General features: G+C 38.3%; 12 protein-coding genes. 2 read left to right on the forward strand and 10 right to left on the reverse strand.

Annotated elements, in window-relative coordinates:
- Positions 1-60 precede the first annotated feature (60 nt).
- Together LI951_RS12665 and LI951_RS12670 are read left to right on the forward strand one after the other, a co-directional pair.
- Entirely contained in the window at positions 61-1,926 is a 1,866-nt protein-coding gene (locus LI951_RS12665; protein WP_202067862.1) for a hypothetical protein, read from the forward strand.
- Positions 1,927-2,544: 618 nt separating this feature from the next.
- Positions 2,545-4,470, forward strand: coding sequence for a heavy metal translocating P-type ATPase (locus LI951_RS12670; RefSeq protein ID WP_229442421.1), 1,926 nt, complete (start codon positions 2,545-2,547; stop codon positions 4,468-4,470).
- 234 nt (positions 4,471-4,704) lie between these two features.
- Here LI951_RS12670 and LI951_RS12675 read toward each other — a convergent pair whose 3' ends face one another.
- The 10 genes from LI951_RS12675 to LI951_RS12720 all read right to left on the reverse strand — a co-directional run bounded on the left by LI951_RS12675 (position 4,705) and on the right by LI951_RS12720 (position 16,620).
- Positions 4,705-4,845: a hypothetical protein gene (locus LI951_RS12675; RefSeq protein ID WP_229442422.1), complete on the reverse strand. Its 141-nt coding sequence runs from the start codon at positions 4,843-4,845 to the stop codon at positions 4,705-4,707.
- A 103-nt stretch (positions 4,846-4,948) separates the two neighbouring features.
- On the reverse strand, positions 4,949-6,793 hold the full coding sequence (locus LI951_RS12680; protein ID WP_229442423.1) for a BppU family phage baseplate upper protein: 1,845 nt from the start codon (positions 6,791-6,793) through the stop codon (positions 4,949-4,951).
- Positions 6,794-6,926: 133 nt separating this feature from the next.
- On the reverse strand, positions 6,927-9,335 hold the full coding sequence (locus LI951_RS12685; protein WP_229442424.1) for a phage tail spike protein: 2,409 nt from the start codon (positions 9,333-9,335) through the stop codon (positions 6,927-6,929).
- Entirely contained in the window at positions 9,332-10,846 is a 1,515-nt protein-coding gene (locus LI951_RS12690) for a distal tail protein Dit (RefSeq protein ID WP_229442425.1), read from the reverse strand. Before LI951_RS12690 ends, LI951_RS12685 begins: the two co-directional genes overlap by 4 nt.
- A complete protein-coding gene (locus tag LI951_RS12695; protein WP_229442426.1) occupies positions 10,843-13,314 on the reverse strand; it encodes a hypothetical protein in 2,472 nt (823 codons plus the stop codon). The genes LI951_RS12690 and LI951_RS12695 overlap by 4 nt, the downstream gene beginning before the upstream one ends.
- The gene (locus tag LI951_RS12700; protein ID WP_202067869.1) at positions 13,311-13,973 is read right to left on the reverse strand and encodes a Gp15 family bacteriophage protein; all 663 of its coding nucleotides are present in this window, start codon (positions 13,971-13,973) and stop codon (positions 13,311-13,313) included. Before LI951_RS12700 ends, LI951_RS12695 begins: the two co-directional genes overlap by 4 nt.
- A gap of 6 nt (positions 13,974-13,979) precedes the next feature.
- On the reverse strand, positions 13,980-14,396 hold the full coding sequence (locus LI951_RS12705; protein WP_202067870.1) for a hypothetical protein: 417 nt from the start codon (positions 14,394-14,396) through the stop codon (positions 13,980-13,982).
- Between the two features lie 552 nt (positions 14,397-14,948).
- Entirely contained in the window at positions 14,949-15,434 is a 486-nt protein-coding gene (locus LI951_RS12710; RefSeq protein ID WP_229442427.1) for a phage tail tube protein, read from the reverse strand.
- Between the two features lie 8 nt (positions 15,435-15,442).
- Positions 15,443-15,889 carry a phage tail terminator protein gene (locus LI951_RS12715; RefSeq protein ID WP_202067871.1) on the reverse strand — a complete coding sequence of 149 codons (447 nt, stop codon included), beginning with the start codon at positions 15,887-15,889 and terminating at the stop codon, positions 15,443-15,445.
- Positions 15,890-16,179: 290 nt separating this feature from the next.
- The gene (locus LI951_RS12720; RefSeq protein ID WP_229442428.1) at positions 16,180-16,620 is read right to left on the reverse strand and encodes an ArpU family phage packaging/lysis transcriptional regulator; all 441 of its coding nucleotides are present in this window, start codon (positions 16,618-16,620) and stop codon (positions 16,180-16,182) included.
- Positions 16,621-16,895 lie beyond the last annotated feature (275 nt).

Consider the following 16,895-nt stretch of genomic DNA (forward strand, 5'->3'; position numbering starts at 1 on the left):
TTTGTGAAATAAAATTGAATAAATAGGTGGCTCATTGCCTATTTAGAGAGGAGAATATTTATGAATTATGACTTAAAGAAAAAAATATTCAGAGTTGTAGTACTTTCAAGCTTAGCAATTATTGGCTTAGGATTTGATCAAACTGAGAGTGAAGCAGCGCCACTAGTTAGTAATGGGAATGCAGTGACTAGTCTACCTAACCCTACCGCTCGCTATGATACGTCTCTAACTTATTATGGATATACAGAGCCTTATGCGACTATCTCATATAACTCAATTGATATAGCGGGAAATCGTATTTTGCTTGGATATGGAAAAGCAGACCAAAATGGTTGGTTTAAGTTTGATTTGTCCCATCGTTTAAGAGCCGGGGTTTATTCTTGGGTCTATGTAACTTCTAATCAAGACTGGGCCAATGGAGAGACGCTAAATGGTCGAACTATTTCAACTGGAACCTCAAAAAAAAGTGACTTTTCGGTCTATGAAAGAGTTGTAGATGGAGGAAAGTATTTTGACTCAAACGATCCATCTAACAAATTGAATCGTTCGGTGTTGGGAGGCAATGTCACATACTTAAGAAATAAAAATACAACTCCTTTAGTTGATCAGAGTATCCTACCTAAAGCGATTACAATATCTAAGCCTAATGAAATAATTTCTGATCAGTTTGGCGAAAGAACGTCGAATTCATATCCGTACGGAAATCTTTTTACCTATAAAGCTGGTATTGACTTATACCAAGGTACAGAAAACGGACAGACGGAACCGGTGTCATGGTCTTGGAATGGATTAACTACAACAGGAGCAGCTACTAATGGTAAAGATGCTAAGTTTGTTTCAAAAATGAGATTGATTCGTACCGCAGATACAGGTGCTACCCTTGAGTGGCAAGGTACAACTTACAAAATGGATGCTCAACAAGGAGCAGCAATGGATACAAAAGGCAATTTATATGTTGTTTATGACAGCGACAATGACGCAAAAAATTTGGGTGGTTTTGTCATGCGGATTTCGGCTAGTTTTGTTCAATATCTGACATCTACCGAAGGAAAAGAACAAGTTGACAATAAAAACACCCCACTTTGGCTAACGACAGAGGATGTTAAAAAAGCTTTAGATAGTGGACAAATTGCGCTAAGTGAGATTTTGCCAATCGTTCATGGTGCGGTATTAACGGTAGTGGATGATACTCCTTATGTTCTAACAACAAATAAAGAATTTACGACTCAAACGCTTACCAAGCTTTCTTATAGCTATGCTTTAGGTAAAGGACCACAAAATACCGGTACGACAGCGAAATATAAGGACACAGCAACACGCACTTTGTTAACTGCTACAGATGTTGTATCAGGAACGTTTAAGAAGAATGATCATCAACAAGCAACGGGTGTTTCACTTATGCCTAAAAACTTTACCATGGTTGATAATGATACTGGATACTTTGTGATTCCGTACAGCAAATCTTCTGGAAATCAGAAGGGGTGGTATGGATATGCTGTTTATCAAGTCAAAGTTGCAAATGAGCAACTAAATATTCGGCAAAATCCAATTGTTATCCAAAATATACTTGGAGACACAAAATCAGATGGCACGGGAATTGATCCAGCTCAAAGTATAAGTTATAATCCTAATGATGGTCGACTTTACATTACAGCTAATGATGTGTGGATGAGTTTTGATTTAGAAAAATATAATACAGTTGGTACTAAAGCATTAAGTAAGTATGTTTCAGGAGCATCTGTAAGTTATACACAGTCAACAGCAACAGATAATGCTAACCCGATTGAAACACAACTTGGTGCGATTGATATCGGGTTAGCAAGTACAAAATTGAATAGTAAAATGGAGACTGAGCAGCTCATATTTTTTGGAGATAAAACATACTTGATTGCCAATAATTATAATCAACTATTAGAAGCTAAATAAACTTAATATTTTTGATTCTTCATATCAATAGTGTTGGTTAAGCTAAATGAATTATGCATAGAATCGGACGGACCTCAAAATCTGTCTGATTTTTTCATGTAAGGTGAGCGGGAAATAAACGAACGCATACTAATCATAAGAAATAATCACTATACTAAAGCTATCAAAGTAGACGATTGTTTCGTTTCATGTTTCTTCTTCCCCCCTTTGCCTTCCTATCTCCCCTTCTTGAAATGATTGTTCTTACTGGAAAGTTAGGAATGAATAACTGATGCTCGTTGATTTTTCTCGAGTCGATACCTGTTACTTAGTTTGTGGACATACTGACCTTCGCAAAGGAGTTGACAATCTTTCTGCGATTGTCTCCCGCTTATAATACTACTAAATTATTTTCCCTCTCCTTCCTATATAAAACTTGACTCTCTTTCCCTCTTTTATATCTTTTCCAGATTTATTTATCCCTCTTTTTTCATATTCTTTCCCTTTTCTCAATGGTTACTCTTGACACATGAACAGACATTCATATATAATAATCATGAATACATGAACATTCAATCATATAACTAGTTCAATCGAATATATTATGGAATTTATCTATGAAAGAAAGGGTGAATAGACATGGAACATACACACACTGAAATACATGAACATAACCACAACTGCGGTCATAATCATGGTCACGGAAATACATCCACTATATTATTTTTTGCAGGTCTCATTACCTATCTTGCTGCTTTTGCTATAAAAGAAGACAGTTTTCTGCAAATCTTTCTTTATATTTTTTCCATGATTGCTGCCGGGCAGCATGTTATTATGGAAGGTTTTGGAGATACCATTAAGGATACTATCGCAAAGAAAAGATTTACGCCCAATGTGCATATTTTGATGACTCTTGCTGCTCTGGTTGCATCCGTTATTGGTGATTTTGATGAGGGTGCTCTCTTGATCCTGATTTTCTCTGGTGCACATTTCCTTGAAGATTATGCAGAAGGTAAAAGTAAACGCGAAATTACTAATTTATTAAAAATGAATCCAACTGAAGCACGTTTGATTCAAGAGGATGGCTCAACAAAACTGGTTGCTGTCTCTACTCTGCAAATAGGCGATCAATTGCAGGTCCTAAATGGAGATCAGGTTCCTACAGATGGTGTGATTCTTTCAGGAACCGGAGTTATAGATGAAGCATCAATTAATGGCGAAAGTATTCCGAAAGAAAAAACGATTGGTGATACTGTCTTTGGCAGTACAATTAACGGTACCAGTTCTTTCACAATGGAAGTTACAAAGGACAGTAAAGATACCGTCTTTGCAAAAATTCTTAAGCTGGTTGAGCAGTCTCAGTCCAACCTTTCTAAAACAGCTACTAAAATCAAATTACTGGAACCAAAATATGTAACAGCTGTTCTGATTATTGTGCCTCTGTTCATTCTTGCAGCACCATTCCTGTTAGGCTGGAGTTGGGAACTAAGTTTTTATCGGGGAATGGTTCTACTGATTTCTGCTTCTCCCTGTGCTCTTGCTGCCAGCGCTGTTCCGGCTACATTAGCTGGTATTTCCAATCTTGCTAAAAGAGGAGTCCTTTTCAAAGGCGGTACATTTTTGTCAAATCTCGCAGACATCAAAGCTGTTGCTTTTGATAAAACAGGCACTCTGACTGAAGGAAAACCTGTAGTCACTGATTATTATTTTCATACAGATGATAAGAAAGCTAAAGCTAAATGGCTTAAAGTTCTTTCCTCCATGGAAAAAGAAGCAAACCATCCTTTAGCAAATGCTATTTTGGCTAAATTCCCTCCTGTTGATGCAATTAAAATGGCAGTAACAAATGAAATCGGAAAAGGTTTATTGGCTCACTATGACAACAAAAACTACCGATTAGGAAAACCTGATTTATTTGAACAGGTTCCACCAATTATCCATCGAAAAAAAGAAATGCTTTCTGAATCAGGAAAAACGGTCATCTATTTCAGTGAAAACGACTCCGTTGTAGGATTAATAGCTATGATGGCTATTCCAAATCCAAAAGCTAAAGAAGTGATCTCTTATCTGAAAGAACAAAATATCCATACAACCATGATTACCGGAGATGCCGAAAAAACCGGGCAGGCTGTTGCAAAAGTTCTTGGTATTGACGAAGTTGCCGGAAATGTTCTGCCGGAAAATAAATCTACAATTGTTAAAGAGCACCAGAAAAAATTTGGTATGACTGCTATGCTAGGTGACGGTGTCAATGATGCTCCGGCTCTGGTTACTGCAGATATCGGTTTTGCGATGGGCGACGGAACAGATATTGCCATTGATGTTGCTGATACCGTTCTGATGAACAACGATCTTCAAAAATTCAGTTACGCACATAAAGTCTCTAAACGACTGAATAAAATTGTCTGGCAAAACATTATTTTTTCCATGATGGTTGTTGCTCTTCTGGTGGTCCTTAACCTATTAGGCAAAATGGACATTGCAATCGGTGTCATTGCTCATGAAGGAAGTACCTTGATTGTCATACTAAACGGGCTGCGCCTGTTACTGCCGGTTAAAAATTAAATCATAAAATGACCCTGCTTCATCTTTGAAACAGGGTTTCACTTTATCTACAAGCCAAGTACTTTTTATTCCGCACATTCAACCACATTTGCACACCATTTCGAAAGTACACCGAAACCTCAAAATAACCTCTATTGATTTTTCCGGCATAGTTTTCAACAATTATCAATGAGGCTTGAGTAATTCTGTTCATCGAAACTATATCAATTCTACTCTCTATTTTGATTAAAACATTTAAAGATAAACAGCTCCCATTACTTTTTTGTTCTTTTCTAAACGATATTTTAATTTGCTCATCATATTCCAAAAAATCTCAATGTAATCAATTTCTTCCTTATGATCTTCAAAAAATCTCATAATATTATCATATCCCATTTTGTTTCCACATCTATATTTTTTGATAGCACTGTTATCTCTGCAATAATTACACCAGAAATTTCATACTCTGACGATCAATTCCTTCAAACTATTTTTATAATTAAACGGTTTCCCAACTGCACATTGTTCCTAACCAGGCTCCTGCTGGTACTGCTGTATAAGATCCACCTGTCCGATAGCGTGCCAGTTGAATAGTACCATCTTGATTAACATGTAATAAATATTCCTCACATTTTGAAGCTTGCTGTAAAATGATCACACTTCTAACAGGTCTGTATTCGGTTGGTATTTTTGCCATCGTAACACTTGTACCTGAAGCTATTTCATTTAGATTCTTAATAGCACCATACATGTAACACCTGCCATCACTTCCTTTACGAATGATACAATGACTTATATTTGTTGGATCTGAACTGTAGTTCTCAAAGCCTTCTTCAAAAGTTGGAATGACTTCAGAGGCTGCAGTCGGAGCTGTTTCCATTTCCTTCCAAACACCTGTACCAGATGTTGGATGCACCATTCTAAAAAATTTTCTGGGCGTACTACTGCTGTTTACAGATATTTCTTGATAAGAGTAGGAGGAGGAAGTGGCAGCAGGCATATTAAAAACATACCAGGCTTTTGCACCGGAAATTGGCAATTCAGAGTAATCAGTTAGCTTCTGTACCTCTGTTGAATTAACATAAAACCAACCTGGATAGGCAGATAATGCTTTCAAGCTAGTAACAGTAGGTGACATATTTTGAATTAGTGTTGTATATCCTGTATCCGCAGTCAATTTCACATTCTGCGTTTTCCCGGCATCTGCCAGTTCTTTCCAGGCATAAGCAACGGTTGGAGTTGTTATTCTGATTACAGGTCTAGCATGATAAGCCGCCGCTGAAGTATTTCTGAGCCACATTTGATAAACCCCGCCTGCAGTATCTCCAGCTGTGTTAATGAGCCAACCGGCACCTTTTACATCTGAAGGAAGGGAAGATTCATTGGTCATTGCCGCCAATTCTGCAGCCGTAATATAGAAAGTTCCCGGTTCCTGTATTTCCAATAAAGATTGAGGTAACTTAGGCAAGGTACTAATTCTTCTGCCGAAGTTATCTTTCGTAGTAACTTTCCATTCTCCCCAACTGTTATTGTAAAAATTCCGTTCAAATGTAAGCCAGCCGGAAATAGGATGTGTAATTAATTTTTGGTGTATACCGCTATGCTTCGTGACCTCTAAACTAAATGCCAGCTGAACTGGGCAATTCATTAATGTTTTAGTGGTTAAATTTAATGAACAATTATAATGGCCTTCGCTTCTGTAATCATTCAAATCAGCACTTTCAGGAATATCCTGTGCTGCTTTAAAAAATTTCTTATCTGCTTCTGCTTTAGTGTAGGCGTTCAATCCATCAATTTTCTTCTCTAAAACAGACAAATCAAGCTCCATCTGATCAGCTTTTTCAATCAACTCTATATATATTTTCTCCAATTGTTCATGCGAAGCATTCTTATCAGTCATGTAAGTTGTCCATTCCTGATTAAACTGATTCAGCAATTTAGTAAACTCTGTTTCGTATTTTTTAGCCTCTCCGTTGCTGAGATCTGCATTCTTTTTTACATCCACGATAACGTCTTCTGAAGAAATACACAGACCTTTTGAATCATATAAACGGAAGAATGCTACCTGATAGCGCCCTGTCACTGAAGTATCCCGCCCTGAAAAAGTATACATCGCTTCCCCTTCTACTGCTGTCGTAATTGTCGCATCTCCTTTAACATATAATTTGTTGCTGAGATTTCCTTCAAACTTAAGGGTCAGCCCCTCAAGAGAAAAGACTTCCCCGTTTTTCTTTACCAGAATTTCAACGGTTTGCAACCCTTGATCTCCCTGACGCAAAACAATATAATTCGATGGATTTCGTGTTTGTTTCTCTAAATCTATTACTATTTTTTGAGTATTCATTCTTTCACCTCTTCTTTTGTTTTACTTATTGATGAACTTGTTACAACAATCAACTTTCAAATTTTTTATTTTATGATTTGATATTAACTCTTATTATGCCTATATTTTTATTTTCCAGATCAATCATCCCGCTTTAATCTTGAACAATTACACAGGCATCCCAACGCAATTCTGTCCAGTTCTTTGGACATCTCATCCTAATGTTGCCGTTGGATTGAAAAGAGATCGCTGCACTTGTACCATCTTGAATAGTTCCGGTAATCGTCACATCTCGGGATGGAAAGACCAGCATTTCCGATGGCTTCCATGTTCCTATAGAAACCCAAAAACCATCACCTCCACCAGCAGTTGTTCTTTTAATAATTCCGGCGGTCTGGATTCCACTCTTTCCCTGAATATAAATTTTCTTTATTTTCGGTTGATACCAGTTTTCATTTGGATACTCCCATGAAAGTCCTGAAGCCAAAGTCAGGTAGTACCAATCATGATCAATCAGAGAATCATAGCTAAGTACACCAATTTTATTACCATAAGCAAGTCGTAATCCTTGATTGCTTAAAGCCCATGCAGACAACTGATTTCCATCAGAATCATTGATTCGGCAAAGCAGCTCCTGAGGGTTAATTTCCAAGAACCCACTTTGACTGGTTTCTGGAACAACATATTCCATTCGTAATTTGGCGGCATCCAGTTTCGTCAATCCGACCAGACGAGCTCCCTGATCCATCATGTCAAACGTATTAATTATTTTTGATCCGGTCATGACTGTGCCAGTGATCTCTCCACCAAAAATTTTAACGGCATTTAGTTCTATAATATTCAATATGGACTGCTGAATCGTTTGAGGATTCCATTTCTTTCCGTCCCAAACAAAATAGCCGGTAATTGAGTCAGGGTTATTAATATCCTGCCTCCACCACTGTTGTCCAGCCTTAGGATTCGACGGCTCCTTGGAAGAGGTGAATGGATAGGTAATGCCTTCTACCTTATTTTGGAGTGCTTTCAGTTGTTCATCGTCATACATTGCCGACCAAATATATTCCTTGGGATTTGTTGAAGGGGTTAACGTTGCCTTGTTATGGGCAATTCCAATATATTTCTTGCCCTCAGGATTCTCACTGATCTCATTTCCGTTTACATCATCTGCATAGCGAATCCACGTATAAGTTGGCAGCCCATTTTGCCCTGGCGGTCCTTCTAATCCATCCTGTCCGTCCTGACCGATGATTTTAACCCAAAGACCATCATAATCTCTGGAATCATCTGAAGGCGTCGGCTGATTTAACCCGTATTTTATAGCCATATATGTTTTACCAAGAGGCATAGCGGAAATATTTTTTCCATTCTCATCATCAGCGTAACGAATCCACGGAAAATAGGTATCTCCTGATTTTATCGTCTGAATTTTATCAGCCAGATCTTGAAGCCGCTGATTGATCCCACTGGACTTTATCAAATAGTTTCCAAGAACTGCTGTCGCTTTCTTGTTAGATCTGGAACGCTCCAGTTTTAAAACTCTTGCCTGTAAATACAAATTATCTTCATCATCAACAATATTGACTGTATCACCAATTCGTACATCATCTGGAAGGAAAGCAATATCTACTTCATAATTGATCTCCGGCTCAGAACGTTTTCTCAGCTCCTTTACAGCCTCTGCGCAGAGCAGATCTTTATCTAATGTATCGTAGTTAAAATTGGCGACAATGTGTCCAACATTTGTCCCTGTTTCACTTAAATAACGGCTCCAGACTGACAATGCCTGTCTGTCCAGCAGGTACATCCCTTCTACGTAAAAGCGCCCATCATCATAGTTGTATCCCTGTAATGTAATTCCTTCAGAATCGCCTTCGGTTTTTCCTCCGTAAACTCTGAAAGCTGTCGCAAGATTTTCTATCGTTTCTTCTGTAACGATATTATCGATATCTCGGTTGAGTCGTAATTCAATTTGTGTTTCATTTCCCCGTTTTTGAAAAATGTCGATATATTTCCTGACAACTTTCATTCCTTTTATCTCAAACCGAAAGGAAAATTCTGCTTGATCAAATGCTTCAACAATTGCCAATAAACGTTTTGTCGCTGTCTCTTCATTAGAAAATGGCAGTTTCTTTTGAAGTGTAGAAACTTCATTTTGACCAATTTCAAATCCTGAATCATAAATTGCACGATTAATGTAATAGGAAATCGGCTGTTCTTTGGCAGGCTCACTCCACTGGTCCACCACTTCGTTAAGAAGATCTAATCCCGCATCTTCGGCATAAATGAATACTTCTCTGTTTTTCCTGTTTTTTTCTTTTCGAATAATCGTATAAAAACGAATCTGCTTATCTTCGTCCTGCATTAACAGGTAATTACCGATTTGAGTTAAGCGGTTGATTTCTGTCAGATTATCTTCAATAGATAAATAGCCAGTAAGAATAGAAGACCCCTTTTCAATTTCCTGTGACTCCGTGTCATCATAGAATTTTAGTGCCTTTGGTAAAGTTCCTGTTGAAGCCATTCCCAAGATGGAAAACTTTCTATCCGCAAAATATAGAATCATAAGAACACCTCATTAAAGCTGATTTTCATCTCCGGCTTCTTTGAAAACTCAGAGTACAGACAATGAATTTGATTTTCCCCTGTCTTCAGCATAAATTGTTCCCAGTCATTTCCAAGTGCTCCCAGTCCAGGTGTTTCCAATCCATTCAATAAAACCGTTCCCTTCCCAGTATCAATAGAGAGAACATCATACTCACCAAACTTGTTGGGAATATCAATCCATTTCTCCACATTATGCTTTTGGAATCTGCAGGAAGTATATATATTCACCGCCATTGCCGGAAGTGTCTTCCATTGTGCCGCATAAAAAGTAATGAATTTTCCTTCAAGATTTGCTGCAGCAGAATTATTGAAAGAGAATATCCCAGAAGGAGTTGTAAATGTAAATTGATTATTAAATTTATCCACCTTCCATGAACCTCCCCACCAGCCGGTAAGCATGTTTCCGGTAAAGGATTTTGAAGGTATCTCCTTCACAACCTGTCCGTTAATAACCAGACAACATGTCATCTCATGCGCACTTGTATTACTTTTTACAAAAATAATACCAGCAACATTTTTACCCTCTGGAGTGTTTACCAGCCATTGCTGCATCCCAGCTTGTTCAACAGAGCCCGAGATAAAAAATTGACCGATTTCAAAGGTCCAGTTTTTGGCAGTATCTTTCCCTTCACTATCCGGTGTAAACGGGCGGGTAATAGATGGGCCATGCCAGCCTTCACCTGTTCCATAACTTATTGTTCGCAGACTTGGAAATTTTTGCCCAGCCCAAGGATCATAACTAATGTTATAGACATCGTAGGATAAACCGCTGCCACTTTGCTTGCACTCCATTCCCTTATATTGAACAACAAAGCCTTCGTTTGTACGCCACTTAGATTTTGCAAATGTATCCTCCCAAAAGTTAACTCCGCAAATATCAATAATGCCATATTCTGATTTCTCGTAGGCAACGCCGTTGACTTCATCAGGATCGCCAAATTGGAGTAACGCTCCTTCATCATTAATAAAGCCGACAAATCCATTATCGGAAGTCATCTGCACCTCTATCTTCGGAAATGACTCAAATGTGCCAGAATTATAAATGTCCAGAACATCTTTTTTACGGTTGGTTGCTTCCTTCGCCTGAACACTGTATGCAACTCCATCCGGAATCTGCCAGGTAATCGTGCCGAACCCTAGGAATCTTTTTTCCGAAACATCAATATCTCCGGTTGGAAGAGCCATATAATATTTATCTGGCTCATCTGTAAAAATTAATTGTGCCGGTTCGGATACATTCAGTATCCGAGCCAGTTCTCTTCTTTTATTTATTAAATCATTTCTTACTACAAAGGGCATCTCAATGATCTTTTCATCCAGACTATAGCCGGTATATCGTTTGAAATGGTGGGCTCCCACCTGCAGCGTATGATTCGTTCTTGTTGTGCCGATTCCCCGGCGGAAGTCTTCTGTCACCCTTAAATAAGGAGACAAATCAACTCCATTAAAAATCACTGTAAAATCATTCAAATTCTCTCGCCTCCTAATCTTGCATCTGCGCGATTGATCCGGTCAATTTCAGGCTTCATAAACTTAGCTGTTCCTTTAGCAATTTCACGACCATCCGCTTCAAAAGTTGCTTCAAAATACATCGGCGGTTGATTGTTTCCATGGGTAGATACTGCCGAATCATATTTGGCAACCAGCGCACTTGAAGCAGCACCTGTATGAAGCAGTTCAGGATTGGCACTGAGATTCATCATACCTAATTCATTGTTTAATTTTGTACTCAGCATATTTGAAAGATCTGCATTTGGCACTGCATCAATCGTTGCCGCTTCAGCCAGTTTCTTAGACAGTTTTGAGACAGGAGCAATCATTGCTTCAATTCCAGCACCAAATCCTTCTCCTGTCCATTCGCCCATCTGAATCATTACCTTGGAAGGTGAAGCGATTCTCAACCATTTTTTTACCGTATCCACTGCCCCTTTTGCCAAAGCAGCTGCTTTTTCTTTAACTTCCGTTATCATGTTGTCTATCCCATTAATAAAGCCCATTGTCAAATCCACGCCAGCATTTTTCATATCCTTAACAAATCCGGTTACTCCATCAATGACTGAGCGGGCAATTTCTCCGGCTTTTGTACCAGCTTCACTAATTTTCTGACCAATCCCGTTAATTAGATTTGTAATCAGTTCGATTCCTTTTATAAGCATCTGTCCTAGGAACTCACCAATTTTTGAGAGAATCCCCAGCATAAGATTTCCTATCGCTCCGAGTAATTGCCCGAGCATGCTCAGCAATCCGGTAATTAATGCCGTAATTAATTGCACGCCGACAGACAAAATTCTTGGCAGATTTTTTATCAGCGTAAAAACTAGTGCCGTTAATAACATAAATGCTGTGGCAATGAGTTGCGGCAGAACTGCAATCAGACCTTCAATTAATGCCCATACCAGAGTAATGCCTACTTCAATGATTTGTGCCCGGTTTTCTATCAGCGTAAAAACTAGTGCCGTAAGGATTGTTACCGCTGCCTCAAGCAGAGCTGGCAGGACTTCGAGCAGACCGGCTATAATTGCCAGCAGAATTTTTATTCCAGCATTCAGCAACATCGGTAAATTTTCAATTAAAAGTGCAACAAATGTCGTTACAATAACAATGACTGCTTCAACGATAAACGGCAATGCAGTCATCAGACCTTCAATCAGAGCATTTAACAGGGCCACCCCTGATTCAACCAATAGTGATAGATTTTCCAAAATAGCTGTAAGTAATCCTGTAATAATCCCAATTCCGGCATCAACCAGCCCTGGCAGCATCCCTGCAATTCCTTCAATTAAACCTGTCAGCATCGCTGCACCTGTCTCAATAAATGAAGGAAGCATATTGATGATTTCCATAATAACGTTCATAATTGATTCGACTACCATCGTTAACAATTCTGGAACAGATATTCCCATTCCTTCTGCAATTGAGGCAATCATTTTAGTCCCCATAATCAGCAATTTGGGAATTCCTCCCAAAATAAAACCTATAATTGTCGGAATTAGGTTTTTAAATATTTCTAAAAGACCGGACATATCTCCACTTTGAAAAGCTTGAAGAATGGCTTCTTTAAAAAGAGACAGCTTTTCGGTCACTGTCCCCAAAATGTTTTTAATGAATTCAAAAACAACTGCCATTCCTCCTCTTAACATTTCAGAGTTCTGGTAAGCTGACGTAAAGGCTTCTATTACCGAAGCTCTAAAATTCTTAACTTTTTCTATTACAACTGCCGTAGCTACTTTTAAGTATTCAAAGACAGCCTGCACAACATTTCTAAATGTTTCTGAACGCTGATAGGCTGTATAAAGAATCACGGCTAATGCGGTAATCGCCGCAACAGCTAAAAAGATCGGACTTGCCAGAAGACCACCTGCTCCACCAACACCCATCAGCATAGTTTTAAATCCTCTGAGTGCACTGATTGTCGGACCGATCGCTGTCGTTATTGAATTAACAATCAAAATTGACTTCAGTGCAGCTGCAAAAACCACCAGCGCTCCGGTAACTGTATAAACAATAGCTGGATATCTATTTAAAAAATCCGCAAAACGGTTCACCACATCTGAAGCAACCTCAATCATTTTTGTAAACGGCTCCAGTAGCGGCTGCCCAAATGCTGCTTTTATATTTTCCACTGCCTCCTTCCATCTTTGCATAACAGCAGAAAAATTGTCCTGACCGCTTGCTTCGGCAGCCGCATTAAAAATAGATTTCAATGCATTGTTCAATTTTTTCGAGACTATTCCTGCCGTATTTAAAGACTCTGCAGACAGTTGCGTCATTCGGTCTATTAGCACTTCGACTTCACTTGTTGCATCACCTGTGTCCACTTCAACCATTACCGACTCAACCAACTGAAGGTCGTTTAGCCGTTGTTCAAAAGCATCCAGCACACTGTCAGCTCGTGAAGAGTTAACAGCCAGTGCTACGCGTATTTCTTCCATACTCATTTTCTTTCACCTCGTTTCTGTTTTTCTTCGTACCAGCGTCTTCTTTCCACCAAATCCATTGCTTCGAACACAGCTGCCTCATGATTTGTTTTTAACGCAACAGCTTTTTTCGCTTCAAGAATCTGCTGCCTTTCCTCCATGCTGCATTTTTCAGGAATCTTCATCCTCCGAATATCAATGACTTTTCTGAGCTTCGTCTGTTCACTTAGACCAGATAGCAACACTGAAAATTCTTCCCAGTGCATTCTCCCTCTTTCCTCCATCAGATTAATTCCATAATCCTGACGAAAACTGGCATAAATATACGGAGTATCTTCAATCAAATCGTAATACTTTGTCTCAGGCGGACGCTCTTCAATCAATACATTTCCCATTAAGTCTTTATTTTCTCCGGCAATATTTTTGACTTCACCAAAAATCTTTTTCAAAATAACAGTAAACAACTGTTCTTTTTGTTCCCATGGAATCATTTCCAGTTCTTCTTCCGTAAGATTTCCCAGCATTACCAGTGCTAAAAGAACTTTGAAATGCTCACTTTCCTCTTCATTTTGAAACACCTCATACCATCTGAGTACACTTGAAAACTCAAGATTCAGCTGATAGTGATTTCCGGCTATTTCTACCTCGTCATTTAAGCCCCAGGCCAATGAAAGTGTCATTGTTCATCACTTCTTTTTCCCGTCAACAAATTGCTGCAGTTTATTTTTTTCCTGAATAGCCCGATATTGCTCCATTACCCCGATAAATGCATCAAGGATGGCTTCGGCATCTTCCCCAGCTTTTTCATAGAGTTGGTTAAATGCATCTTTTCCAAGAACTGTATCAATTGCTTTTTTGATGATCTTGATAGTTTTTTCGTAAACAGCTGTTTCTGAGATTTCATCCGAAGTATCTTTCAATTCATCGGCTTGCTTCAAAAGTACTTTTTGTTCTTCTTCCAGACTTGCCAGTACCTGACGATATTCCTTTCTTTTACGATCACTGGTCAGTAATTTAAACTCCAAACCGCCTATATTTACTGGAATAAAACCATTGCTTAAACTGACATTGATTTCTTTATTATTTTTGATTTGCTTTGACATATATTTTCCTCCTCCATGGATCTGTTTAGAACGTAATGGAAATGCAGAAACTCAGTATTGAAGTCTGAATATTCTGATTTTTTATCCTGATATTCTGTTTCTGCATTTCCACAGTGCATGTGATAGTACGTTACCTATCACTATTACCTAGTGCTCTGACCAACTTAGAAATTACACTAAAAGATCGTCTATAAATGATGTTCAATAGTCGAATTTTTTAACTTATATATTTCAATGACAAGAACGAGCAGCTTCAAAAACAGCTGGATAGTTGCCCACGCATTTCCAAGTAGATACAAGGATTTCCCACTTTTACAAGAACAGCTGGCGAGATTGCCAATCCTGCTTTGTCAGTTTCACTTGTGTAAGAACATTTAGTGAAATGATATGCGTGACCTCTATAAATATTCCTTGAATAGAGGCTAGCTCATCTAGGAGTATTAGCAGGATGGTATTCAATACTACTGGATATGCCTCACATTTCTTGGTATAGAAGCGTAGCTTAGGTTTAAATCAGTCGATACACTGGTTCTGCTTTTCACTGGCTGACAACTATGCTTTTGTATCTTTTGGTAGTCCGTTAAATGAAATCGTGCATTCAAAATTACCTCGCATATTTGCGTCTCCACCAGTATGAATAATTCCTGTTAGTGTTGATTTTCCTTCACGAATTCGTCCATCAGGTTCTGTATGACGGAAATAAATCAAACGGCCATCTCCTGATTTAGACAGGCAGTCACGAACAAAGTCTTGTGCTGGATCATCTTTATAACGGCGGTGCCCTTTAAATGCATACGCACTTGTGACGCTAGTAACATCAATATTGCTGCCGCCTTTGTCTCCATAATAAGCATAAGTTTCTGTTTCTTCTTCAGTTGTCGGTTCTACAGTTTGGATTCCTGCTGCTAGTTCAAATAATTGCGGTTCAGTATCTCCTGTCGGTATGGGACCCACTTCATATTTATTCATCCAGTTTGGTGCAAAGCCTGTTGCTCCTGTCTCCGGTGCAAGTTTCATAAATGTTTGTTTGATCATCATTGTTCCTCCTAGTTTTTTTGAATTAATAGATTTGCTTTGATTTTGAGAATATAAATAAATTCTTCATTATCAGTTATTTCCAGTAACTGAGGTAATTGGACTCCTTCGCAGGAACGAAGGATAAAGCTGCCCGAATCACTTACCACAGTCAGGAGCTCTCCATTTATGTCAGGTCTGGGAAAATCGTCCAGCTCCTGATAAATAAGATATGATTCCTGTCGTGCCTTTTTCTGATCACTGTTTTTTATTGACACCTGAAAATTTACATTATAGTATCTGGAATGATCTAAAAAACGAATTTCTGTTTCTGATGGTTCATCCAAAATAGCTATACCTTTCTCCTGATTTGTCAATGGTCGAAAAATAATTTCTTTTTCTCCCTGCTTGTTCAGACTTGCTGAATCAATATCCAGCTGCTTCAATAAATATTCAGCAATTTTCTCATAAAAGTCCATCTCTTGTTTCCCAACTGCAGATACGGTTCTTTTGAATAAATACCTATACGTCTTTTTGGATGCTTTTCGTATATTGCTTTATTCAACAGAAAATTTATCCTCATTCTTTTTATGCTTTTCTTATTCGTTGTTCATAAATAATGTGTCAAAAACCTATCTACAGATGAACAGTTCCTTCATTTTTGGGCTTCCAAAAATGTCTTCTTCTGTTCCTTTAGGATCCTCCTTTCTCCCGACCAATCCGGCGCCGGTTCTCATCGGTAAATTAAGTCTATACCCAAAAGGCGATTTTAAACTTTCACTTTACTCCCAGAAGACCCTTGCTTTACTTTCACCAGTTGTCCCTCATCGTAAGATTCAGCAAAATGCAACAGCGCTCCATCCAGCTCCCGGTAAAATTTACTTTCACTTATATGGTAGTTTAAAGACAGAGCAACATTTGTCTCCTTATTATTTATATATTTGTCATAGATCAGCCGACGTTCAAATGCAGATAATTTATTAATCGCCGAAGCAATTTGCTTTAGTTCAACCTCTGCCAAAATTTTTCTTTCAACAACCTGTTCTTCCTTATGGTTCTTTTCATCCTCACCTAAGTCAAAATAATAACTTGCCGTAACTTTAGGTAGTTTTTCAGTTCTTGCCAACCGACTCAACTGAGGAAAAGTCCGCAATGTCAGGCGGGCATTTTGTTTCGTTTTTTTCTTATCAATTTCGGGGAAAATTAACATAACTTATATCTCCTTTAACTTATTTTTAGAACCAAGCTCAATGAATCTACTGTCAACATATAATTGAACCAGCTCTTTAACCGTAAATCTTCAATTCCAATAAATTTTTTTAGAAATTAGAAAGTATTATCTTCTTTACTTATCTACTATAACCGCTCTTATATACTCAATTTTCCTGATTTTTTCCGTTTTTTCTCTCTATTCAGAATATCCAAATAAAAAACAAGGTTTGAAATCATTAAGACTATATGTAACTTCTGAATTTAAAATAAATA

The sequence above is a fragment of the Enterococcus sp. BWT-B8 genome, from assembly GCF_020567625.1.
Taxonomy (GTDB): Bacteria; Bacillota; Bacilli; order Lactobacillales; family Enterococcaceae; genus Enterococcus_L.